Origin of the sequence: Vibrio superstes (genome assembly GCF_003569005.1) — a bacterium.
GTDB classification, from domain to species: domain Bacteria; phylum Pseudomonadota; class Gammaproteobacteria; order Enterobacterales; family Vibrionaceae; genus Vibrio; species Vibrio superstes.
Genome location: NZ_BCUR01000004.1, coordinates 1079403 through 1101494, shown reverse-complemented (window position 1 = coordinate 1101494; position 22092 = coordinate 1079403). Strand labels below are relative to the sequence as shown.

Annotated in this window: 19 protein-coding genes; 8 read left to right on the top strand and 11 right to left on the bottom strand. The window is 46.2% G+C overall.

Features of this window, described 5'->3' with window-relative positions:
* Window positions 1-188 precede the first annotated feature (188 nt).
* From D5I41_RS13010 to D5I41_RS12990, 5 genes are all read left to right on the top strand, one after another.
* Window positions 189-1091, top strand: coding sequence for a 1,4-dihydroxy-2-naphthoyl-CoA synthase (locus D5I41_RS13010; protein ID WP_119010147.1), 903 nt, complete (start codon window positions 189-191; stop codon window positions 1089-1091).
* A 225-nt stretch (window positions 1092-1316) separates the two neighbouring features.
* Window positions 1317-1892, top strand: coding sequence for a PepSY domain-containing protein (locus tag D5I41_RS13005; protein WP_119010146.1), 576 nt, complete (start codon window positions 1317-1319; stop codon window positions 1890-1892).
* Between the two features lie 11 nt (window positions 1893-1903).
* Complete coding sequence (locus D5I41_RS13000; protein WP_102555283.1) at window positions 1904-2590, top strand: response regulator transcription factor; 687 nt, start codon at window positions 1904-1906, stop codon at window positions 2588-2590.
* Complete coding sequence (locus D5I41_RS12995) at window positions 2587-3975, top strand: HAMP domain-containing sensor histidine kinase (protein ID WP_119010145.1); 1389 nt, start codon at window positions 2587-2589, stop codon at window positions 3973-3975. The genes D5I41_RS13000 and D5I41_RS12995 overlap by 4 nt, the downstream gene beginning before the upstream one ends.
* A gap of 111 nt (window positions 3976-4086) precedes the next feature.
* Window positions 4087-5268, top strand: coding sequence for a multidrug effflux MFS transporter (locus D5I41_RS12990; protein ID WP_119010144.1), 1182 nt, complete (start codon window positions 4087-4089; stop codon window positions 5266-5268).
* Window positions 5269-5327: 59 nt separating this feature from the next.
* Here D5I41_RS12990 and D5I41_RS12985 read toward each other — a convergent pair whose 3' ends face one another.
* The 4 genes from D5I41_RS12985 to D5I41_RS21235 all read right to left on the bottom strand — a co-directional run bounded on the left by D5I41_RS12985 (window position 5328) and on the right by D5I41_RS21235 (window position 8523).
* Window positions 5328-5888, bottom strand: coding sequence for a sugar O-acetyltransferase (locus tag D5I41_RS12985; protein WP_119010143.1), 561 nt, complete (start codon window positions 5886-5888; stop codon window positions 5328-5330).
* Window positions 5889-6055: 167 nt separating this feature from the next.
* Window positions 6056-6949, bottom strand: a complete 894-nt coding sequence (yihG, locus tag D5I41_RS12980; protein ID WP_119010142.1) for a 1-acylglycerol-3-phosphate O-acyltransferase, YihG family — start codon at window positions 6947-6949, stop codon at window positions 6056-6058.
* A gap of 137 nt (window positions 6950-7086) precedes the next feature.
* The gene (locus D5I41_RS12975) at window positions 7087-7968 is read right to left on the bottom strand and encodes a LysR substrate-binding domain-containing protein (RefSeq protein ID WP_119010141.1); all 882 of its coding nucleotides are present in this window, start codon (window positions 7966-7968) and stop codon (window positions 7087-7089) included.
* 399 nt (window positions 7969-8367) lie between these two features.
* Window positions 8368-8523, bottom strand: a complete 156-nt coding sequence (locus D5I41_RS21235) for a hypothetical protein (RefSeq protein ID WP_162892836.1) — start codon at window positions 8521-8523, stop codon at window positions 8368-8370.
* Between the two features lie 319 nt (window positions 8524-8842).
* Between D5I41_RS21235 and D5I41_RS12970 the strand changes: the two genes are divergently transcribed.
* Window positions 8843-9667, top strand: coding sequence for an FTR1 family iron permease (locus tag D5I41_RS12970; RefSeq protein WP_119010140.1), 825 nt, complete (start codon window positions 8843-8845; stop codon window positions 9665-9667).
* On the opposite strand, the gene D5I41_RS12965 is transcribed toward D5I41_RS12970, so the two are convergent.
* Together D5I41_RS12965 and D5I41_RS12960 are read right to left on the bottom strand one after the other, a co-directional pair.
* Entirely contained in the window at window positions 9659-10336 is a 678-nt protein-coding gene (locus tag D5I41_RS12965) for a DUF3047 domain-containing protein (protein WP_119010139.1), read from the bottom strand. The two genes, D5I41_RS12970 and D5I41_RS12965, sit on opposite strands and share 9 nt — an antisense overlap.
* Before the next feature lie 117 nt (window positions 10337-10453).
* Complete coding sequence (locus D5I41_RS12960) at window positions 10454-10981, bottom strand: YgjV family protein (RefSeq protein ID WP_119010138.1); 528 nt, start codon at window positions 10979-10981, stop codon at window positions 10454-10456.
* A 216-nt stretch (window positions 10982-11197) separates the two neighbouring features.
* Here D5I41_RS12960 and kdgR point away from each other — a divergent pair, with 216 nt between their 5' ends.
* Window positions 11198-11983 carry a DNA-binding transcriptional regulator KdgR gene (gene kdgR, locus D5I41_RS12955; protein WP_119010137.1) on the top strand — a complete coding sequence of 262 codons (786 nt, stop codon included), beginning with the start codon at window positions 11198-11200 and terminating at the stop codon, window positions 11981-11983.
* A 716-nt stretch (window positions 11984-12699) separates the two neighbouring features.
* On the opposite strand, the gene D5I41_RS12950 is transcribed toward kdgR, so the two are convergent.
* The 4 genes from D5I41_RS12950 to D5I41_RS12930 all read right to left on the bottom strand — a co-directional run bounded on the left by D5I41_RS12950 (window position 12700) and on the right by D5I41_RS12930 (window position 17062).
* Window positions 12700-12894 carry a hypothetical protein gene (locus D5I41_RS12950; RefSeq protein WP_119010136.1) on the bottom strand — a complete coding sequence of 65 codons (195 nt, stop codon included), beginning with the start codon at window positions 12892-12894 and terminating at the stop codon, window positions 12700-12702.
* Window positions 12895-13179: 285 nt separating this feature from the next.
* Window positions 13180-14199, bottom strand: a complete 1020-nt coding sequence (locus tag D5I41_RS12945; RefSeq protein ID WP_119009901.1) for an IS110 family RNA-guided transposase — start codon at window positions 14197-14199, stop codon at window positions 13180-13182.
* A gap of 650 nt (window positions 14200-14849) precedes the next feature.
* The gene (locus tag D5I41_RS12935) at window positions 14850-15497 is read right to left on the bottom strand and encodes an endonuclease III domain-containing protein (protein ID WP_119010134.1); all 648 of its coding nucleotides are present in this window, start codon (window positions 15495-15497) and stop codon (window positions 14850-14852) included.
* Window positions 15498-15514: 17 nt separating this feature from the next.
* A complete protein-coding gene (locus D5I41_RS12930) occupies window positions 15515-17062 on the bottom strand; it encodes a cryptochrome/photolyase family protein (protein ID WP_119010133.1) in 1548 nt (515 codons plus the stop codon).
* 180 nt (window positions 17063-17242) lie between these two features.
* On the opposite strand from D5I41_RS12930, the gene D5I41_RS12925 reads away from it, so the two are divergent.
* Complete coding sequence (locus D5I41_RS12925; RefSeq protein ID WP_235868914.1) at window positions 17243-17644, top strand: glycine zipper family protein; 402 nt, start codon at window positions 17243-17245, stop codon at window positions 17642-17644.
* Between the two features lie 116 nt (window positions 17645-17760).
* Here the strand turns inward: D5I41_RS12925 and fdhF are convergent, their stop codons facing one another.
* Window positions 17761-21960, bottom strand: a complete 4200-nt coding sequence (gene fdhF, locus D5I41_RS12920) for a formate dehydrogenase subunit alpha (RefSeq protein ID WP_119010132.1) — start codon at window positions 21958-21960, stop codon at window positions 17761-17763.
* Window positions 21961-22092: the final 132 nt, after the last annotated feature.

Here is a 22092-nt window from a genome sequence, read left to right as displayed (position 1 = left end):
TCGATAATAACAAAAGTTCATCATCAAGATAGTTGTTCAATCCACTATTTCGAAATCCTTGACCGAAATCTTATGACATTGCTGAATTTAACGACACAAGTAACGAAAAAACCCAACAAATCATAGACTCATGTTGACTGACACCAAGCAAATTCCTAGCCTAATAGAAACATCCAGTGAGAATTATTATGACTGACACCAATTCATCTATTTTTAATCCCGAACTTTGGGAAGCTGTACCCGGTTTTGACTTCGAAGATATTACCTATCATAGAAGTAAGACCCAAGGGACAGTTCGTATTGCCTTTGACCGTCCCGATTGCCTCAATGCCTTCCGCCCTAGAACGGTAGACGAGCTGTATACTGCACTTGATCACGCAAGGCAGTGGTCAGATGTAGGCTGCGTTTTATTGACCGGTAATGGTCCTTCTAAAAAAGGACAATGGTCTTTCTCTTCTGGTGGTGATCAACGTATTCGTGGCAAAGATGGCTATAAATATGAGGGCGATGGTGAGAACGTGGCGGACGTGGCACGTATGGGACGCTTACATATCCTAGAGGTTCAGCGCTTAATTCGCTTTATGCCAAAGGTAGTCATTGCAGTGGTGCCTGGCTGGGCCGTGGGCGGCGGGCATAGCTTACATGTCGTGTGTGACCTGACACTTGCCTCAAAAGAGCACGCAGTCTTTAAACAAACCGACCCAGATGTTGCGTCCTTTGATTCTGGTTACGGTTCCGCATATCTGGCTAAAATGATAGGCCAAAAGCGTGCTCGAGAGATCTTCTTCTGCGGCTTTAATTACACCGCTCAAGAAGCCTATGACATGGGCATGGTGAATAAGGTCATCGATCACATCGACCTTGAAACAGAAGCACTGCGCTGGGCAGCCGAGATCAACAGTAAATCTCCTACTGCAATGCGTATGCTGAAATATGGTTTCAACTTGCCTGATGATGGTTTGGTTGGGCAACAGTTATTTGCTGGTGAAGCCACTCGCCTAGCCTATGGCACTGATGAAGCACAAGAAGGCCGAGATGCCTTCCTTGAGAAGCGCGCGAAGGATTTCACCAAGTTCCCTTGGCACTATTAATCCCCTCTTTTGAGAAGATTAATTTTATTTAATCTTCTCTCCATCTTGGGTTTATCTCGGCCCTTTATAGTAATTGCATATCGAGAGACATGGAGCGAAACGAAAGTGAGACACAAAAACAAACGCGGACTACTGGTATGTGCAACAGCTTATGCGTTTCTATTTTCAGTCACCCATGCTCTTGCCCATTATTTCCCAATTACTACCTAGCCGAGGAAAACAAACATGAAACTACTTAAAACCGGACTATTTGCCAGCCTTCTTTCTGTTGTGCCATTTGTTCATGCAGACGACCAACAAGAAGCAGCGCTAAGCCTAATGGCGCTCAGCTCAGGCTCTGCCACCCTAGTGAACCTAGCCCCTGAGATTCGCACTATCTCAACGGGTGTGGTTACTGAGGTAGAGCTAGATGACTACAAAGACACCATGTTCGCTTACGAATTTAAGGTCGTTGACCTAGACGAGGGCTTTGAGCATAAGATGAGCTACTCAGTGCAAGATGGTGCGCTACTCAGACACGAATCTGAAAACCTAACCACTTTTGGTTTCAGTGACTTAGATGACGATGAGCGCTACGCTATTGAGCAAGTGCAAAAAGCCGAATTTGATATTCTGAAAAAGCTGACCGAGCTGGAAGAAAAATACTCAGCTAAGGCTTTAGAAGTCGAACTTGAAAGCAAAAAAGGCATCGTCTTTTATGAAGTCGAGCTAGCGAGCACTGAGCAAGGCAAACAAAAGCTTCTGGTTAATGTGGCCACTGGTGAAGAAATCCCAGTAATGAAGAACAAGAAGCATAAATAAGGACAGTCTAAGTGAAGGTATTGGTGATCGAAGATGACAAGGATACTCGAGAGTACCTTTGTCAATCACTCAAGCAACAAGGCTATGAGGTAGATAGCGCAGATAATGGGCAGGATGGTTTGTTTCTTGCCCTTGAAGGAGAGTATCAAGTGATCGTGCTCGATCGCATGTTGCCCTCTATCGACGGCCTCACCGTACTTTCCACTTTACGAGCAGCAAATACCACTGCTCGCGTGCTTATCCTTAGTGCACTAGATAGCGTAGATGAACGAGTAAAAGGGCTAAAACAAGGGGGTGATGACTATTTAACAAAACCCTTCGCGTTAGCAGAACTAATAGCCCGTGTAGAGATCCTAGCAAGTAGAGCGGTGTCGTCATCCGCCCCATCGATTCAGAGCCAGCTTCGCAATGGCCATATTCAGTTAGACCTGTTGTCGCAAGAGGTCTACGTGGCTTCGCAAAAGGTTAACCTGCAAGCGAAAGAGTTTAAGCTACTGCGCTACTTGGTGGAGCATGCTGGGCAAGTGGTGACGCGCTCGCTACTGTTTGAGGCGGTATGGGATTACAACTTTGACCCTCAAACCAATGTCATAGACGTACACATTGCACGCCTGAGAAAGAAGCTAGAAATTGAAGGGCAGCCTAACCTCATTGAAACGGTACGTGGTGCTGGCTATCGGATGGTAAAAGCAACATGAATAACCTGCTAGCTCAAGGCAAGGCATTGGTAATCAACACATGGCGTCGTCACTCTCTGTGGCGGCTCTCTTTGTCTATAGCAATCATGCTTTGGCTTGCCGTAGCAGTAGCATTATTCACTATCTACCAACTAAGCATACAACCGCTGATACAGTCACGTCAGCAAATCTTGCTACAACACGCACAGCAGTTACAAAGCGTCAGTGAAGCCAATGCACCTAGCGCCTTACCCGACCTTCTTGATGACACCCTTTACGACCCACATGGTATTATCACTGTGTTGCGAAGTGACACAAGCGAGATCTATGGGTCCCTCAATCATTTCCCAAGCACCCTGCCCTCATGTCCAACACTCAAGCCGTTTCCTGTTGTCCGAGGAAATAGTGGCAACCTCTCTCTATTGGAAGGCTGTCAGTTTGAAATGGACGGTTATTCTGTTCTGGTTGCCACCGATAGCGAATACCTATGGCAGGTACGTGAAAACTTTGAAAATGCCGCCATCGTGGTGCTCATTTGTGCCTTTTTTATCGCACTTATCCCAAGCTGGATAATACGCCGCAAGATGAAGTCACAATTATCCGGCATACATTCGGTGGTTTCTCAGATAGAGAAAGGACGTTTTGGGGGCAGAATTCAAACCAATAACTCTCATGATGAGTGGGATAATATCGCACACTACATCAATGCTATGTTGGATGAGATTGAGTCATCTATCACGCAGATCCAAGGGGTGACTGACGCTGTTGCTCACGACCTAAGAACGCCCCTTACACGCATCAAAAACCGCCTATCTACCCTAGAGAGTGGCGCTGAACACACACACCAAACTGATGAACAAATTACTCAGATTCAACAAGAGTTTGATGATCTACTGCAGACCTTCAATGCCATGCTTGAACTCAGTAAGCTTGAAAATATTGGCGATAAAAGCCAGTTTGTCGATCTAGACCTCTCTCGCATCATCCAAGATGCGGCTGAACTTGCCGAGGCCCAACTAGAAGAAAAGCAGCAAACACTCTCTATAGACGTTTCACCCGTGGTCATGAAAGGTGAGCCTTCCTTACTGTTTCGCTTGATCTACAACCTGCTTGATAATGCCTATAAGTATTGCCCTAATCAGGCACATGTCAGTATACAGTTATCGCAAGACGCTCTCATTATTAAAGACAACGGTCCTGGCGTGCCTAAGGATCAACAGCAGAAGATTATGCAACGCTTATACCGTGCAGACAAATCTAGAAATACCCCAGGACATGGCCTTGGACTCGCATTAGTGGCGGTAGTAGCAAAACTGCATGAGATGGATATCGATATTAGTTTCAGCGATTCAATACAAGAAGCTGGCCTTAAGATTGTGTTTCACATCCCTAACACAAAAGGCTAAGAAAAAGTCATACAAGCTTGGTATACTGCTAGGTGAACCCCTGGTTCAATTTCTAATTTAGCACGATGACTCTCCTTCTAATACTCATCGCGTATACCAAGCCGGACACCCATGACTCAGCTATTTCGTAAAAAGCCTATTTTTCTCGCCTGTTTGATCATCAGTATTGGTCAGTTGAGTATGGGCCTCGTTTTTCCATCTCTTCCTTGGATTGCCAAAGATTTCTCAATCACATTGGATCAGGCTCAATTACTAGTAGGTATTTACTTACTTGGATTTGGACCTTCGCAATTCATCTATGGCCCCATTTCTGATGCCCTTGGCCGTAAAAAAGTGCTTTTGAGTGGATTGTTGATTGCAATGCTAGGGTTGGGAGCCATTATCCTGTATTCGAACTCATTCCACGCCATGGTGCTGGGTCGCTTCCTACAAGGATTAGGTACAGGGTGCTGTGCCGTTCTAGCAAGGGCATCAACTCGTGATAGCTATACAGGTTCACAATTGCCTACGGCGCTCTCTTACATCGCAATGGTGGCCTCGCTCACTCCATTAGTTGCTCCCGTCATCGGTGGTTTTATTAACCACTACTTTGGCTGGGGCATGGTGTTTATTTCTTTGCTCTGCTACGTCGCAGTTGCTTGGCTGGTACTGATGATGAACTTTAAGGAGACGATGTTAGACAAGCGCAAGGTTCCATCTGTGGGGTCGATGATAGGCCAATATAAAGAATTGCTCGGCTCGCGCTACTTCATTAGCTTTTCAAGTATCTCATGGCTCAACTTTAGCCTAGTGGTGACCACGGTTTCATTGATGCCCTTCATCATGCAAGACCAAATTGGCATGACCTCAGATCAATACGCCTTATGGGCATTAATCCCAACGGCAGGAATGTTGATTGGTACCTCTTTGAGCAACCGACTCAGGCCAGCCATTGGCATCCATAAAACACTACGAATCACCCCATTTCTGCAAATGATTGGCGCGATTTGGCTGATATTCTGCCCGTTAGAGCCTCTATGGTTGATGGTCGGGCAATTATTTATGGTGCTGGGCAATGGCTTAGCTCTGCCCTGTGCGCAAGCAATGATAATGCAACCATACGGGCATAAAGCAGGTGTTGCCGCGGCAATGTCGGGCGGTGGGCAAATGATTATTTCTTCAATTGTGAGTATGGGATTGATGGCACTTGGACTCACCCAAGCATGGCAACTTGGTTGTGTAATTGCACTGTTCTCAATTATTACCTACGGCAATATCTACCGCGGCTTCAAGAGTGAAGTGCCAAACGGATGACCAAATGAAAAAAGGCGCTACATGCGCCTTTTTGTCTTGTCTAGCTTGATCTAACTTGATTACGCAACGTCAATAGTTCGAATCACCTTGCAGGGATTGCCGGCCGCTACAACATTCGCTGGAATATCTTTCACGACCACACTGCCGGCGCCAATCACCGCGTTTTCACCGATGGTCACCCCAGGGCAAACAATCACACCGCCACCGAGCCAGACATTGTCACCAATCTTAATCGGTAAACCAAACTCAATACCGACCTCAATGCGCTGTACTGGATCGACAGGATGACCAGCTGTATAGATTTGCACATTAGGGGCGAACATCACGTTGTCGCCAATCTCTACCGTATTGACATCTAAAATGACGCAATTGAAATTAGCATAGAAATTTTTGCCCAGCTTAATGTTAGAGCCGTAGTCACAGCGAAACGGTGGCTCAATATAAGCATCACCACTGTCTGGGATCATATTTTCTAACGTGGTACGCCAATTAGGTGTTCCAGGTAAGGTCTCATTAAACTTTTTTACTGCCTTGCGACAATGTGTTCTTTCTGCGACAAGTTCCTCATCCCATGCTTCGTACGGCTCTCCAGCCAGCATCTTTTCTTTTTCAGTTTTCATTACTACTACCGATGAAATAGATCGAATCAGTAATATGCAAAAAGAGGGTTCTAAAGGCGAGAATTGGATTTCAAAATATCGAACATGGTCACGCTCTGTAGTTATGAAGTGCGAGGCTAGAGTTATGGGGAGGGGACGTAAAAAAGGCAGCTACTGCTGCCTCTCTCTTACTGGTCTTTATTCGTTGAGTAAACACCCTTTAGGTATTCGTCTTTTTCTTGCCAAACCGTATTGAGCCATCGGTGGAAACCACGTTTAAACACTTTGTCATTAAAGTAATCGCCACGCAGATTCTCATCAATATCATACACTCGAATATTCACCACAACCTTAGTTAGACGTCCCTTCAATAGGTCATTAAACGGGTCTTCGCGGTTCTCTGGGTAAGCCAGAGTGACATCGACTACCCCATCCAACAACTCGTTCATAGCGTTAAGGGTAAATGCAACACCACCCGTTTTTGGCTTCAACAGATGTTGATAAGGCGTCTTCGCCGTCGCCATTTTTTCTGGATTGGCACGAGTGCCTTCAGCAAAACTGATCATGGTCGTAGGTACACGTCTAAACTTCTCACACGCCTTGTTAATCGCGTCAAAGTCATCATTCCGACGCTCAGGGTTGCGCACCAAAAACTCATGAGAGTGGCGACGCATAAACGGCATGTCTAGACCCCAGCAGGCTAAGCCAACAAAAGGAACGTATAAAAGGCTGTGCTTAAGCAAGAACTTACCCATAGGGATCTTATCTTTCATCACCGAAGATAAGATGACGATATCAGCCCAGCTAAGGTGATTGGAGATCAGTAAATACCACTGCTCAGTGGAAAGGTTTTCTCCGCCCTCAATCTGCCAATCAATCTTGTTATTGACATTGAGTAGCCAGAGATTAATCGTTGCCCAAAGCCACATCTGCTTATTTGCCAGTTTGCTCATTGAGACTTTGACACCGGCGAATGGTAAGACTATTTTGATAATTGCCAGAATACTGACAACAAATGAGGTGTAAGCAGTATTAAACATGACCAAGAAAACATTCATGATCATCTGAAGATTTTTAAGCATTTGCTGAGTCCATAGCATGTGAAGGCGTCATCATATCTCAGAATTAACCGCATATTAATCTCAAAAACACATTTTCTTTAATCAATACCAAACATCGCACATAAACGCGGGTAAAACAGAAACACGTCCGATGAGCTCTATTTGGCGTGATGTGTCTGTGTTAATTCGGTAAATGCCTGTATATGCTCCAGCTTGCTGTCTGCAACGCGTACACCGGCATATAAGTGGCGTCGTATTCCGCCACCCAAGGGCTTTGTAGAGATAAGGTCTTGGTTTTCAAACGTGCGCACAGCCCAATCAGGCAAAGCAGCAACCCCAAAGCCACCTGAAACCATCTGTAATAGCGTTGATGTATTGTCTACCTTCTTCCATTTAAGAGGTTCACACTGCTGTGGCTTAAGAAATAGGTTATAAACGTCCATACGGCGCTTATCTACTGGGTAAGTGAGCAATACTTCTGAGGCAAGGTCAGTGGGTTCAATGAAAGGTTTATCATTCAAAGGATGATCGCTGCTCATCACCAGTTGCAGTTCATAGCCGAACAATGGAAGAAAATGGATATCTCCGCGCGTTTCGATATCAGAGGTAATCATGAGATCTATCTCACCCGCAAGCAGGCGTTCTTGAGGGTGCTGATGAAAACCCGACTCAAGGTCTACATCCAGTGCTGCGTATTGGTTTTGGAAGCGCTTAATTGTTGGTAGCAGCCACTGAAAGCAAGAGTGACAATCAATGGCTAAGGTAAAGCGGGGATTTTCTTGTGGCTGGCTTAGCTGTTTTTCGGTGGCCAAGATCTGTGGCAAAACTAGATTCGCGAGCTCAATAATAACCTGCCCTTGGGAGGTAAAACGTATCGGTTTGGTCTTGCGATAGAACAATTGCCCACCAATTCTTACCTCGAGCTCCTTGAGCTGGTGAGAGATAGCCGACTGAGTAATATGCAAATTCTCGGCGCAGCTAGCGATAGAACCAAATTTGGCCAGTCCTTGCATTGTCCGTAAGTGTTTTAGTTCTAACATCATCCATCCTAGTGATCCTTACCCTATTAACATACCCACCTTGCAGTGAAGTGTAAACGTCTAGATGGCTAAAACCAAGTTCTTCAAGAATCAATAGCACCGTGAATGTCAAATAAGGGCTGAAGGATAGACAAAGTGACTAAGGTATTGAAAGGCAGATAATGCCAATCGTAGTAAATAACTGCTCATCCTAGCTTGTTAAAACACTCGATAACGGCGTTAGAATTTTTGATTGTAGAATAACTACTTATCAAAACGTTCTGCCTTGTTATCCAGCGTTTTTCCTACGCTATTTCTGACCACTTACCTATTGTGATTGGTATAATTAACTAGATAATGAGTGTTATACACGAGATCAAAAAAGGAGCTTTCGCTCCTTTTTTTGTTAACACATTGCTACTAACTAGACAGCGTCGAATAAACCACTAAGGAACACCAACCCGCTAACAAGGAAAAAAACACCCAAAACCTTGGCAACGTTTTGCCTTTCATGTCCGATACTGGTTGCTCTCGCTTATTGGCTTCCTTCTTGAAGTTCTCTTTTGTCACTACCATGGTACATCCTCTTTATCCGTAATAGCCCTGAACATTACAAATCACAATACATTAACAATAGTTCAATAACAGCGACACAAATCACCTTTAAGGAAGCGGCTTATGTTATTTTCAATCAAAACAGATAACCCATTGATAGCAACTATCGAAAAGCACAAAGAATCATACTTTTTTCACTATCAGTCCAGCCCAAGTGAGACTGAGCTTCCTCTATACCAGTAAACCCAAATTCGGCATCTTAGTTCCACTTTTTCCACCTGTAACATGACGCTAATTCTATTGATAATGAGAATTCATTTCATTTATAAACGGAGTTGTTATGTTTGCAAGTATGGCCATCGTCTCTAGAGAAGGGTTTGAGATGGTGCTTATCATTACCCTACTGCTGGCGGCAACAAATCAGGTTAAGGGGGCAAATAGATGGATACTTTTAGGCGGTATTGCTGGTGTTTGTGTATCAATTTTACTGGCTAGCCTGGCATTGTCTAACGCCTATATAGCTTCGCTACTTAAAGCGAAACTAACTGGAGCTATCATCCTTATCCTTGCTAGCCTACTTATTGCTTGGACTGTCATTTGGATGAAATCAGAGGGTAAAAAACTAGGTCAAAAAATCTCTAATATTGATGTCTCCGATGCTACTTCACCTCTGCTCTCACTCTCTATTGTGGCCTTTTTAACTGTGGTACGAGAAGGCAGTGAGGTCGTACTGTTCTTGCTAGGACTCATGAGCCAGTCGTCCGTCACTGTTCACTCCATCATCTTAGGTAGTCTGCTCGGCGCTCTAGAGGCGATTGTGATTGGTGTGCTGATGTACTTTGGCCTTATTCGCGTCAATATTGGCAAGGTATTTGACGTGTTTGCGGTGGTCATGACCTTCTTGTCGGCTGGCATGGTGGCGAATGCCGTCTCTAAACTATCTTCAATCGGCCTAGTTCCCCCACTCATTCCGCAGGTTTGGAATACAACACCGTATTTTGACCATCATAGCAACTGGCTAGCGTTAATCATGCATGTGGTGTTTGGCTATACAGAGAAACCCAGCTTAATGCAGTTGCTCGTCTATACCTCTACCCTAGTGGCCATTTTTGCGCTAAGTAAAAAAGTGAACAGCCGACTGCAAATGACCGCTCAATCATCGTGATGAGAAGATAATATCACCATAATACGACTCGGCATGGGTGCCACTGTTGTCGGTATCGGTCATGATCGCGACCATGTCGATATAGCGATAGCTTTTCTGATTGGCTTTATCGCTTCCTTTGTCGCCAAAGTAGTCGATTAAGTCTTGATAGATATTACGTTTTTCGTCGTACCACTGCTTAGGATTTGACTCGCTACCTCGGGTGGCGAGCATTTTTACGTTAGCCCCTGCAAAGGGGTTATCCCAAACCTCACCGCCTGCCGGAGCACTAGACCAAACATAGCTGATGGATTTGGTGTTCCAGAACATCATGCCACCATCGATGACCACGTATACCCGCGCGGCAAAATCATCCCCTTGCTTGGTGGTTTCTTGAAGCTCAGGGAGAGACTGTTTTACCAGCCATGACCAATTCATGTAAGGGGTATCAAGGAGGTCGATACGCTTGTTGAGAACAAGACCCGAAGCTGTATTATCGCTGCGTGCGTGTATTGCAGGTCGGTCTTTATAGTCCGTGACATTGTAACGAGTTGGCGTGGTAATATCCTTGGTTGTCCATGCCTCCATTCCACCTTGAGCAATATCGGTAATGTTTAGCTGTGCGAACGCAGCAGGACTCATTAACAAACACCCCAAGAGCATAATTGCAGGCAAGCTATTATCTTTCATTGCTATTCCTACGCCACTTAATTTCTCGTTTATAAGTAAACAGGATCATACAACTATGTACACTAAGATCCCAACCTGCGTCAGGATGACGCTTTGCACTCAATGATACTCAGAACTCTATTGTACTTCTTCCGCTGTTACACTCGATACCCGTGCATCTTTGTGCAGGCGAAACACAGTAAACAGATTAGAACCAATCAGGGTCATTTCTAATAGCGTTCCACCGATTGAGCCGACGATGATATTGTTGACCAACCAACAGCATGCACCCAACAAGAAGCCTATACGCATAGGAATCCCCTTGAGGACAAATACCGCATAGGTACCAATAGCCGTTCCTAAGATTGGCCAGATGTCCGCCCAACTTTCCGCAAGGATGTATCCCAGCAAACCAGATGCGAGAATAAAGATATATGCGACTAACTTGGAAGAGGTGAAAATTGATGTCGTCGTTCTCATCGCGGAGAGTAGAGCGCTCAGTGCAGACATCATTGAGCCCAGCAACAGGTAGTGGAACACATGATTAATGTTGAATACCATCATCATGATCTTTAAACGCCTATCATCTTTTTGATAAAACGTAGAAACACCAATGGCGTAACCCACAAATCCTAATACTTGTCCCCAAAAATGAAGATCTGACATCTACCCTCTCACCGGCACTATTACTAATTCTAATGATTTACACATTATACATTTTAAAACATCGTTTCATCTAATTATTATTAGATGTACTGGATATATCCTCAACAAATCTGTTCGGTTTCAAAATAATGAAAAGCATTTTTGAAATAACTGACTCAGCCGATTTTTGTCTGTATACTTTGCGAAAAAATGCAGTAATAAAAAACAAGGACTAGGATGGAAAAATCCACACAGCCTGAAGCCGTCTCATCGGTACTTAAGGTGTTCAATATTTTACAAGCTCTCGCTGAGCAAAAAGAGATTGGTGTATCTGAACTTTCACAGCGCTTAATGATGTCAAAGGCAACCACCTATCGATTCTTGCAAACCATGAAGATGCTTGGTTTTGTCTCCCAGGAAGGAGAAGCCGATAAATACGCACTCACGCTTAAGTTATTTGAACTTGGTGCAAAAGCCTTAGAGTACGTTGATTTAATTGATATTGCTGATAAAGAGATGCGTGAAATATCTAATCAAACCAACGAGACAGTTCACCTTGGTGCTCTGGATGAAGGCGCAATCATTTACCTTCATAAAATAGACTCTAGCTACAACCTACGTATGCATTCTCGTGTAGGTCGACGTAATCCTCTTTACAGCACGGCAATAGGCAAGGTGTTGTTGGCAGGTAAAAGTCACGAGGAAGCTTTAAGTATCTTAGAGCCTGTAGAGTTCATCAAGCATACCGACAAAACCCACGAAAACGCAGACCAGTTGATGGGTGAAGTTGAACTGGTTGCTAAGCAACACTTTGGTGAAGACAACGAAGAGCAAGAACCCGGACTACGCTGTATAGCCGCGCCTATCTATGATCGCTTTGGTAACATTATCGCCTCAGTATCGGTTTCTTTCCCTACTATTCGTTTTGATATTGACCGCAAGCCTGAGTACGTGAAAATGCTACAAAACGCAGGTAAACGAATCTCAGAACAATTAGGTTACCACGACTACCCTGTCGCCTAACTACTAGCCGGCAACTGACACTTGATCACGAGTCAAGCCTCGCCTCGAGTGCCTCTGCCTTTTGTTTTCTGTCCTAGGTCATATCCGTTCGCTTATGATCCCGTCATCCCCGAGTGCTCTTATCGGGGATCTTCACTACGAAGAGATTGCCGATAAAAGACTTCGCAATGACGGGTTGGAAAATTTCTCGTGGATAGCTGACAGTCTGACTTTTTATTACAAGTCAAAGCCTTACCTCGAGTGCCTCTGCCTTTTCTCCTCTGTCTTCTGTCCTAGGCATATCCGATCGCTTCTGGTCCCGTCATCCCCGAGTGCTCTTATCGGGGATCTTCACTACGAAGAGATTGCCGATAAAAGACCTCGGCAATGACAGGTTGGAAAATTTCTCGTGGATAGCTGACAGTCTGACTTTTATTACAAGTCAGAGCCTTACCTCGAGTGCCTCTGTCTTTTGGCCTCTGTCTTCTGTCCTGAGCCATATCCGCTCGCTTCTGCTCCCGTCATCCCCGAGTGCTCTTATCGGGGATCTTCACTACGAAGAGATTGCCGATAAAAGACTTCGGCAATGACGGGTTGGAAAATTTCTCGTGGATAGCTGACAGTCTGACTTTTTATTACAAGTCAAAGCCTTACCTCGAGTGCCCCTGCCTTTTCTCCTCTGTCTTCTGTCCTAGGTCATATCCGTTCGCTTATGATCCCGTCATCCCCGAGTGCTCTTATCGGGGATCTTCACTACGAAGAGATTGCCGATAAAAGACTTCGGCAATGACGGGTTGGAAGTTTCTCGTGGATAGCTGACAGTCTGGCTCTTGATTACAAGTCAAAGCCTCACCTCGAGGTGCCTCTGCCTTTTCTCCTCTGTCTTCTGTCTTCTGTTCTAGGTCATATCCGATCGCTTCTGCTCCCGTCATATATGGACCCACCCAGTTTGCAAGTCATTTTACATTCTTGGTTATTGAGTCATTGTCGTTCATATATTCGGCCTGTTTACTGAGCTCTATCGTGCTCATGGCCTTGATGTAATCTGCACCCAATGCTCTTTATCATTCCCACGGCTTCTGATGAGCCAATGACGGTGTCAGAGTTTCACTGGGGCGGGATGACCGCTAACCATCGATGTAAAATGTATCGCAACTGACGATGAGTGTTGTTTAACTGGTTAATTCCCTACTGTTTAGAGCGTTAGCATTATCAAGTTATGCTTCTTTAAGTTGGTACGGTTTGTTGTGTGTAATCACAGCCCAGACAATGCGTGCCAACTTATTCGCTAACGCTACACAGGCTTTGTTAAAGCTTTTCTCATGCTTCAGCTTAGTTGCCCAGACGCTCACCTTGTCTTCTTTCCTATCTGCATATTGGAGTACACTCCTCGCTCCGTGTATCAGAAGCGCTCTGAGTACGACGTTACCTTTCTTGGTGATGCCATACAGTTGAGATTTCCCTCCAGTTGAGAACTGTCTCGGAACCAGACCACACCAAGCAGAGAAGTGTCGACCACTCTTAAACTGTGTCCCTTTCCCAATGGCTGCATACAACGCTAGCGCGGTGATAGGTCCGATACCCACGACACTTTGCGCTATCTGACAGACATAATTTTCTTTAGCAAAAGCCTTTAGCTTGCTCTCGACCTGTTCAATACGGTCGTTTAAGGACAAGAACTCCAGGTACAGTTCATTGAACAACTCTCTAGCGACCCAGGTCAGTTCGTTACCTGAGTCTTCTAAGAACTCAGGAACGGACCTACGCAAGGCTGAGATACCTCGATTCATACAGAGCCCATACTCAAGCAGTAATCCTCGTATCTGGTTCATTAGTTGAGTGCGTTGCTTAATCAAGCGTTGCCTAATACGCAGGTACATTTGAGCGTCTTGTTGATCAATGGTTTTTATCGGTACAAACGTCATATTGTCACGTTGTGCGGCTTCCGCTATCGCTTCTGCGTCGTTGTAGTCATTCTTATTTTTACGACGATATGAAGTGACATGTTGTGGAGGGACGAGTTTAACCTTATGCCCAAGCTTGATGAGCTCCCGAGCCAAGTGATTAGAGGCACCACAGGCTTCAATGGCAATCACTTGAGGTGTCAATTTGGCAAAGAATGAAAGTGTCGTAGCTCGCTTAAGTTGCTTCTTGCGAGTGATTTTTCCGCGTGATGTGACGAACACTGCATGAAAAACATTCTTGGCAATATCTAATCCGACCGTTACATTTGTCATGTGGACCTACCCTTATTTAGATGCTTGTTTGTTCAACTTCATCTTGGCGCATTGTGACGCCGTGTAAAGGGTGGGTCCATTTCATTATCCCCGAATGCTCTTATCGGGGATCTTCACTACGAAGAGATTGCCGATAAAAGACTTTGGCAATGACGGGTTGGAAGTTTCTCGTGGATAGCTGACAGTCTGACTCTTGATTACAAGTCAAAGCCTCACCTCGAGGTGCCTCTGCCTTTTGTCCTCTGTCTTCTGTCCTCGGTCATATCCGATCGCTTCTGGTCTCGTCATCCCCGAGTGCTCTTATCGGGGATCTTCACTACGAAGAGATTGCCGATAAAAGACCTCGGCAATGACGGGTTGGATATTTGTTGGTGGATAGTAGATAGCTGATAATCTGAACCTTGAATACAAGTCGAAGCCTCACCTCGGATAACACTGTCTTCTGTCTTCTTCCCTGAGTCATACCCGATCGCTTCTGGTCCCGTCATCCCCGAGTGCTCTTATCGGGGATCTTCACTACGAAGAGATTGCCGATAAGAGACCTCGGCAATGACGTACTGGATGTTAGTTGTATAGGAAGGAAAGGCGAGTATTCGACAGCGCGTTTAAGGTTCTCTTGTGCCATCTTAGAAAGCAGCGATGCTTCCCACTTAAGACGGCACACCTACATCAACTCGCTGACACACTCCATTCAAAGGGCACTTATCGCACTCAGGCTTAGGTCTGCAAAAATTCTGACCGTGTTCAACCATTAGCCCATGATAGAGCGCGTAATTCTCTGTACTAGCTGGAAGTGCTTGCTGCATAAGTTCTCTAAAGGCTTCATAACTTTTAGGCACCGAATAACCCAGCCGATGAAAAATTCGGCGGGCGTAGGCATCAATCACGAACGAGGGCTTACCCACCGCATAGGTCAGTATCACATCTGCGGTTTCGCCACCGACGCCCTTGATGCCAAGCAGTTCTTTTCTTAAATCGTTTAGCCCTAATGCTCTTACTCGTTCAATATCAAAGTTGTACCCCTGATACCATTGAGTGAGAGCCCCGATCTTCAATGCTTTTTGATTGTAGTAGCCACTGGGTCGGATACTTTGTGCCAACACCTCGATGTCTAAGCCTAAAATCGTTGCGGGCGTTAGGTCATCGCCAAGATTATCTATCGCTTTTTGCGCATTTCGCCAGTTTGTATTTTGCACCAAGATAGCACCCACCATGATTCGATAGGGGTCGGGCTCTGGCCACCATATGAAGCGCCCATAATGCTGCTCAAGTTGGGAGAAGACCTGTGAGATTGGCATAGGAGCTCTCATCAAATTTATAGGTCCTCTAGTTGATTAAGGTAGATCTCAGCCTGCTGCAGGGTTTGTTGCTTTAACTCATCATCCATCCGCTCCCAAGCGCTAAAAATCATGCGCGTGCGGGGGTTTTGCGACAATTTTTCTCTGTGTTTATTCATGAAGCGCCAATACAAGCTGTTCAAGGGGCAAGCTCGCTCTCCCACTTTGTTCTTTACGTCATAATAGCAACTCTTACAGTGGTCGCTCATCTTATTAATGTAGGCGCCACTGGCAGCATACGGTTTGGTCGCCACTACCCCACCATCGGCAAATAGCGCCATTCCTCGTGTATTCGGCATTTCTACCCACTCAATGGCATCGACGTATATCCCCAAGTACCACTGATCTACTTGGTCTGGGTCTATCTCGGTGATCAGGCAAAAGTTCCCTGTCACCATCAAGCGCTGAATATGGTGTGCGTATGCGTAGTCGAGAGATTGCGAGATACTGCCTCGTAGGCAAGACATCTGGGTTTTCCCAGTCCAAAAATAATCTGGAAGAGTGTTGTTTGCACTCAAAGCATTCTTGTTAGAATAGCTAGGCATATTGCCCCAGTACACTCCGCGAATATACTCACGCCACCCTAGTATCTGGCGCACAAAGCCCTCTACCTGAGCGATATCTATCTCTCCCTCAGAACGTAAAAACGCGTCGATTGATGCACTGATCACCTCAGAAGGTGAGAGCGATTTACTATTGAGGGAAAAAGAAAGGCGACTATGATAGAGACTCCATGAATGCTCTGTTTTTTCAGTCATTGCGTCTTGAAAGCGACCAAAATTGGGTAAACAATGTCGGCAAAAATAAGCCAACAATTGCAAGCTCTGCTCGCGAGAAACAGGCCACAGCAACTCCCCTTGTATCTGCCCTATTGTTGCGACCTTGTGTCTTTCTAATCTCTGCACTATGTCCTGTACATCGGTTGCAAACATCAAAGGCTCAGGGACCAAAGCGACATCTTTTGCGGTCAGCTTTTTACGATTTTCTTTATCAAAGTTCCACTGCCCCCCTACCGGTTGCCCCTCTTCCATCAAAATATCAAAGCGCTTGCGCATGCGGCGATAGAAGTGCTCCATTAGCACATGCTTGCCTTCGGGAAATTGCTGAGCAATGTCATCAAACGGCAATAGGAAGTGCTCGCTTTCCACCATTTTGTTAACGCAACTGGGAAACTTTAGTGCGAGTAGCTGTGTAAGGAGCCGGTATTCATCTGGTCTTTGAAATTCAAAACGTGCCGCCTGCACCTCGTTAACGTGATGGGTAAGTAGCTCACTAAATGTTGAGAACACCTGAGTATCATCCAGAGTCAGGTGCAACACATGATGGCCTTTATCTCTCAATGTTTTAGCAAAGAGCGACATAGCGGAAAAGAAGGCACAGACCTTTTGAATATGGTGATTCACATACGTCGCCTCTTGATGATGCTCGGCAATCACATACAAAATATCGTCGTTAACTTGTTCATACCAGGGGTGCTGGATATTCAATTGATCACCAAGAATCAGTCGCACGCAGGCGTATTCCATCCATTTTTCCTTATCTAATTATGTCCCTGTCCATTTAGATACTCATCAACGTGTCTAAATGATCACTGAAAAATAGCACCTAAAATCTTAAATTTGCATGATTAAGTCCATCAACGACGATTTAGTTAAGTTCCGGTCAGCGCTTACCCTACTCGCATAATCTTTAATCGAGACAGTAACGTGAAACGAATAACAACAGTGGCGACGCTCCTCACTATCCTGCCACTAGCGACTTACGCAAACATCATCGTCGATACCAAAGGGGTCGAACAAGAAAAATACCACGCAGATCTCTACGAGTGCCAAACCTACAGCGAGCAAGCAGAGCAAAAACAAACCGATTCTCTCGGCCATGATCTAGTCGGTTCCACTGCCAAGGGCGCCGCACTAGGAGCAGCTGGTGGTGCTATCTCTGGAGGGAGTGGATCTAAGGGAGCGAAGGTTGGTGCAGGTATTGGCATCATAGGGGGTGCCTTGTCCCATGGTGCAGAGAAAAAATACAACGAAGAACAACACGAAATCGCAGAGCACGACATCATGCGAAATTGTATGCTGGGTCGTGGGTATACAGTTCTTAACTGATCATACAAACCATGCTCATAGGCAAAAGCGACGCGATTAACGTATGAGCTTAAAGCGACAAAAAAGCCAGAACGTCTATTTATAGCGTTCTGGCTTTTGTTTTACTGCTCCAATACTTAGCTTACCGCTTCTTCACACTTCTTAACCACTTTAACCGCAGCCACTTTAAACTCTGGGATCTTTGAGTGTGGGTCTTTAGCCGTATTGGTTAAGCGGTTTACCGGCGACTCTGCAAAATGGAACGGAATAAACACCACGCCCTTTTGAATACGCTTGGTCACAAAGGCTGCAATATCAATGGTGCCACGTCGGGTAGAAACACTCAGCATCTCACCGTTGCCAATCCCCATCTCTTCTGCATCTGCCACGCTGATCATCGCTCTTGGGCCCGCTAGGTTATCCAGTCCCTTCGTCTTACGGGTCATGGTTCCGGTGTGGAATTGCTCTAGAATACGACCCGTGGTTAGGATAAGAGGATACTCCTCATCAGGAAGCTCAGCGGCATACCTAAATGGAATCGCCTCCATTTGCCCTCTGCCACGCGTAAACTGCTCCTTATGCATGATACGCGTGCCCTGAGGGTTATTCTTGTTACTTGGCCAGTGCTTACCCACAGCAGGAATAGCATCCCAACCTAGCCCCGCATATTGCGGCGTGACGCGAGTAATCTCATAGGTGATATCACTTACCTGTTTGTAATCCCAAGCGCCACCCATAGCATTGGCGATATCCTGAATAATCACCCAGTCTTCAAGCGCTTCTCCCGGTGGATTCACCACGGGATTCAAGCGCTGAACGCGACGCTCGGTGTTGGTAAAGTGACCCGATTTCTCAGCAAACGAGCACGAAGGCAATACTACATCAGCATATTCTGCGGTCTCAGTGAGGAAGATATCTTGTACCACTAAGAAATCCAGTGCCTCTAACCCTTCAAGTACATGCGCTTGATCTGGATCGCTCAGTACTGGATTTTCACCCATAACATACAAGCCACGAACCTCACGCTTACACGCCGCATCAATGATCTCCGTGAGGGTCAAGCCTGTTTCGGTAGGCAGGTTCGGTGCATTCCACTCAATAGCGAACTTTTGGTGTACCAGCGGGTTATACACCTTCTGATAGCCTGGATAATTGTTGGGTAGAGCCCCCATATCACAAGCACCCTGAACATTGGACTGCCCGCGCAACGGGTTAATACCGCCACCCTCTATGCCAATGTTGCCACATAGTAACTGCAGGTTAGCAATAGAGCGTACGTTTTCATGTCCTGTGGTGTGCTGGGTAATGCCCATAGCGTAATAAACAGCGGTGCGTTTTGCTGTACCAATGGTGCGAGCCATAGCGTAAACATCTTCAGCCTTGATGCCGGTCACCAACTCCACTTTGTCTAGGGCATAGTTTGGAGACATCACCTCTTGCAACAGAGTATCAAAGCCATCAACGCGGTCTTCGATATAATCCATATCGTACCAACCGTTCTTGATGATCTGTTGCATCACCCCATTAAGAAGCATCACATCAGTGCCCGGTCTTTGCGCTAAATAAAGCTCGGCATGGTCAGCGAGCCCAATGCGTTTAGGGTCTGCGACAATCAAGCGGGCTCCATTGTGTCTAATCGCCTGCTTAATGTGCGAGGCAATGATTGGGTGCGCAGCTGTCGTATCTGAACCAATAACAAAGATAACATCGGAGTGCTTAATGCTTGGGATGTCATTGGTCATTGCGCCACTACCCAACGAGGCCTCTAGGCCTGTTACTGTTGAGGCATGGCATAGGCGAGCACAGTGATCGACGTTGTTAGTGCCAAACTCGCGACGGATTAATTTCTGGAAGGCATAGTTGTCTTCGTTGGTGGTTTTTGCCGAAGAGAAACCCGCTAACGCATTGCCACCAAAGGTCTGCTTAATAGAGCCAAACTTACTCGCAACCAGTTCAATGGCCTCTTCCCATGATGCAGGCTGCAACCAACCATCCTTGCGAATCAGTGGCGTGGTTAAGCGTGCATCACTGCCAACAAAGTCAAATCCAAAGCGGCCTTTCACACAAAGCATGCCTTCGTTGACGGGTGAGTCGCCACCCTTAACATAACGAATGGCATTAGCCTCTTCATCCACATGCATACTGACCTTACAGCCTACGCCGCAATAGGTACAGATGGTATCCACTACCTTAAGATTTTCAATACGACCTTGCGCTCGGTCACGACCATCCATCATTGCGCCCGTTGGGCACACCTGAATACAAGCGCCACATTGAACGCAGGCAGAGTCTCCCATCAGGGTTTGATTTGGGCCGAAGTTTGGACGGCACTCAGGGCGCGCCGCTGGGCGACCATCTTGATTGGTCATAAAGCTAAGCACGCCATGCACAGACTGTTCCCGACACGCCTGCACACACTGCCCACAACTAATACAGCGGTTGGCATCAAACACGATAAACTCAGAGCTATTATCAACACAGAATTTACTGCGAGTATCACTACTGCGCACTGCTTGCCAGTCAGCATCAGACTTAATCTCTGCGATGCCTTTATAGGACTGCTCTGCTCCATATTCAGTGGAGTAGTCACGAAGGTCACAGTCAGTGTTTGCCTGACAGCCGCACTCCAGACAGCGAGCAGCTTCCGCCATCGCCTCAGCATTATCAAAGCCCAGCTCTACCTCAGAGAAACTCTGTTCGCGCTGAGCGCTAGTCAGCTCAGGCATAATGCTGCGAGCGACTTTCTGAATGTTTTGGAAGTGAAGAGGATCAACCTGTTTAACGGTTTTGCCTTTACGAGAATTAAATGGCACCGCAGGAATGCTATCCATGTCCCCTTCAAAGAAGCGGTCTATGGCCTTTGCAACAATGCGGCCATCGGCCACAGCCTCTACCGCTGTGGCAGGGCCACGGCGAAAGTCGCCAATGCTGAAGATGTTTCCTGTCCCCGTATGCATGGTCGCTGGATTCACATCAGCGGTGTTCCAGCGAGTGAGTGGAATCTCTAGTTGCTCATCGTCCATAAAGCTTAAATCTGGCTTTTGTGAAACCGCCGCAATTACCGTATCAAATTCTTCAGTAAAGAACTCGCCTGTCGCCTTTGGACTGCGACGGCCCGAAGCATCGGCTGGGCCCAACTCCATTTTTTCAAGGCGGATAGCAGTCACTCGACCCTCTTCATCCGCAATGTTTTCTGCTGGGTTGGTGAGGAAGTGAAACTTCACCCCTTCGTGTTCTGCTTCTTCTATCTCGTAGTCTTCCGCGGGCATTTCAGCTCGAGTACGGCGATAGATCAAGGTCGTGTCAGCACCATCACGTACAGCGGTTCTGGCACAATCAATAGCCGTGTTACCGCCACCAATGACGGCAACCTTTTTGCCGGTGGTGTAGTTTTGCTCGGTAACATAGTCTTTTAGGTAGTCGACACCTAGGTAACAGCCAGCCAGCTCACTGCCTGCATAGTGCATCTCAACCGCTTTAGATGCGCCCACCGCAAGGCAGACCGCATCGTATTCCTCGCTCAATGAGGAAAGAGTAAAGTCTTCACCAAGCTTCTTGCCGCACTCTACCGACATGCCATTACGGCACATCAATTCAATTTCTTTGTCTAGGATAGCTTTAGGCAGTCGATACTCAGGGATACCGTAACGCAGCCAGCCACCCGCATGAGGCATAGACTCAAATACCGTAACATCATAGCCTTCATTGGATAGATAATATCCTGCCGTCAAACCGCCAGGCCCACTGCCCACAACGGCAATACGCTTGTTCTTATCGTCTTTCTTTGGCGGAATATAGGCTTCTTGAGCCTCTAGATCTGCGTCAGCCGCATGACGCTTCAATTGGCGGATCGCAATAGAGTCATCCACCAAACCACGGCGGCACTCAGTTTCACAAAATGCAGGACAAACGCGCCCAATAGAGAGAGGCATTGGCAAGGTACGCTTGATCACCTCGATGGCTTTTTGATGATCATTTCGTGCGATGTGATACAGGTAAGATTGGATATCAACACCCGCAGGGCAAGCCGTTTTACACGGCGCTTCGCAGTCGGCATAGTGGTCGGTCATGATGCGGTTCAGGGCTTGACGACGATGTTCACTCAGATGATCAGATTGAGTGACAACGTTCAGCCCATTGAACACCTCAAGCTCACAAGAGCGCTGCACTCCGCCACTTTCAACCTCTACCACACATAAATCGCACGGCACCTTCTCGCCACTTTTGTTAGCACCACACAGTGAGGGTATCTTCACACCACACACATTGGCAGCCTCAAGCAGAGTCATGCCCTGCTCTACTACTCGATACTTTCCATCAATGACAATCTGAACCATAGCCAACTCCTAATCACTCACCCCGTCGTGCGGGAATTTTATTATTTGAATAGGAATAACCGCGCATTACGCAAGGTTATTCAATTCCACAATACTACTATGGAAATAAGCCCCTTGGCTATTTGTCATACA